This window comes from Clostridium bornimense (assembly GCF_018917145.1).
GTDB lineage: Bacteria > Bacillota > Clostridia > Clostridiales > Clostridiaceae > Clostridium_AN > Clostridium_AN bornimense_A.
In genome coordinates this window covers 1-1894 of record NZ_JAHLOD010000109.1, presented here as the reverse complement: position 1 = coordinate 1894, position 1894 = coordinate 1, and the positions used below count along the sequence as shown (strand labels likewise).

Here is a 1894-nt window from a genome sequence, read left to right as displayed (position 1 = left end):
GGAGATTCAATTTTAACATAGAAATCAGGGGGTCGTTGTTTTTTTATACAAAAAAACTTCTAAAACCTTGATATATAAAGATTTTTAAAGAAAGAAGTGTAAATAAACTTTACACTATCAATTAGTTTTACGAGGTATAAAAATGAAAAAAAATAAAGTTTTAAGTAATACTATGTCTTTATATATTATGAATATTGCAAAATTAATTTTCCCATTATTGACATTACCATATCTAACAAGAGTTTTATCAGTTGATTGTTATGGTATAGTATCTTATGAAAAAGCTTTGATGACTTATATGCAATTATTTGTTGATTTTGGATTTATTTTGTCAGCGACAAAAGATATAGTGAAAGTTCAAAAAAACACAGAAAAGATTGGCGAAATTTTAACTCATACAATGCTTGCTAAAATATTATTAGGATTAATAGCATTATCAATAACTTTGTTATGTGCTACAGTGATTCCAATTTTAAGAGAAAATTTTGTATTTACAATTTTAATGTTTATACCAGTTTTTTTGACAATTTTTTTAGCTGATTTCTTATTCCAAGGAATTGAACAAATGCATATTTTAACTATACGTTTTGTTATTATGAGAAGTTTGTCTACGATTCTAACATTTATTTTAGTTAAGAATGATGCAGATCTATATTCTGTTGCAATTTTAGATATTATTAGTACATTTGTTTCTGTCATAATTACGTGGAAACAAATTAAAAAATTGAATGTTAAGTTACACTTCCAAAATTTTTCTTGTGTAATTAAACAGTTAAAAGAATCAAGTGTATATTTTTTGTCAAATATGGCTTCTACAGCTTTTTCTGCATTAAATACAATGTTAATAGGTTTATTTTGCTCAACCACTGACATTGCCTTTTGGAGCGTTGCAATGCAGATTGTTTCAGCAGTTCAAGCTTTGTATACACCAATTACAAATGGTATTTATCCTGAAATGATTAAAACAAAAAATTTTAGATTAATAACAAAAATCGTTTGTTTAATAACACCGTTAATTTTTATTGGATGTTGTATAATTTATTTTTTTGGCGATTATATATTATTGATATTAGGAGGAAATAAATATTTAGAGGCAAGCAAACTTCTAAAATGTTTTATTCCTTTATTGATTTTTAGTTTTTATGCTATGTTGTACGGATGGCCAGCATTAGGTGCTATCGGTAGAGTTAAAGCAACAACTACTACAACAGTAGTTACAGCTATACTTCAAGTTGTAGGATTAATATTTTTATTAGCAATTGATAAATTTACTATTATTAATCTTGCTTTTTTAAGAGGTATTACGGAAGTGGCTATGCTAGGATTTAGATATTCTTTATGTAGGAATTATAAAAATGAGTTTTTAGTTTGGTAACTGTGGATTATATTTAATTGGATTTATCTATCAGTTATTTTAAAATTATATAATCGCAAGTAGTTAAGTTCTTTCGTGCGATTTTTTTATATAAATCTTATTATTTTTAATTATGATATCTTCTATATTGCAAAGAAATACATAGTCTTCATCAGTGAAACATGGTTTAGTTGCTAATACAGTTTTATTTTCACTATCAATAGGTTTAACCATATCTTGCATAACTGCTGAACGGAAATATTCTTTCTCATTCTGTTTTAGCAATTTAAATTGTTCTCGCATTTCAGTGATTTTTTCTTTGCTACAGTTTCGTAAAGAACACTCGGTATCAAAATACCTGCAATTCTTTCTTTTCTTGATCTGAGTTCCATAAAGACTAACACAGATCATACATACATTTGTAAGCGTCAAAAATTAAGTACCTAGATACTAAAATCTCCAATTGATAAAATTAAGGAAATAACATTTTATCAGGAGGTTAGGTATGTATAAAAAGTTAAGTAATGATGAATGGAGAGA

At 26.2% G+C, this 1894-nt stretch carries 2 protein-coding genes; one reads left to right on the top strand and one right to left on the bottom strand.

Annotated features, from left to right (window positions below):
* The first annotated feature begins 142 nt into the window (after positions 1–142).
* Entirely contained in the window at positions 143–1375 is a 1233-nt protein-coding gene (locus tag KQI30_RS16685) for an oligosaccharide flippase family protein (RefSeq protein ID WP_216464471.1), read from the top strand.
* A gap of 63 nt (positions 1376–1438) precedes the next feature.
* Here the strand turns inward: KQI30_RS16685 and KQI30_RS16680 are convergent, their stop codons facing one another.
* Positions 1439–1639: a hypothetical protein gene (locus KQI30_RS16680; protein ID WP_216464470.1), complete on the bottom strand. Its 201-nt coding sequence runs from the start codon at positions 1637–1639 to the stop codon at positions 1439–1441.
* Between the last annotated feature and the right edge of the window lie 255 nt (positions 1640–1894).

Excerpts from the sequence above, each read along its gene's own strand:
- KQI30_RS16685 (WP_216464471.1), top strand. The coding sequence starts at position 143 with ATGAAAAAAAATAAAGTTTTAAGTAATACTATGTCTTTATATATTATG.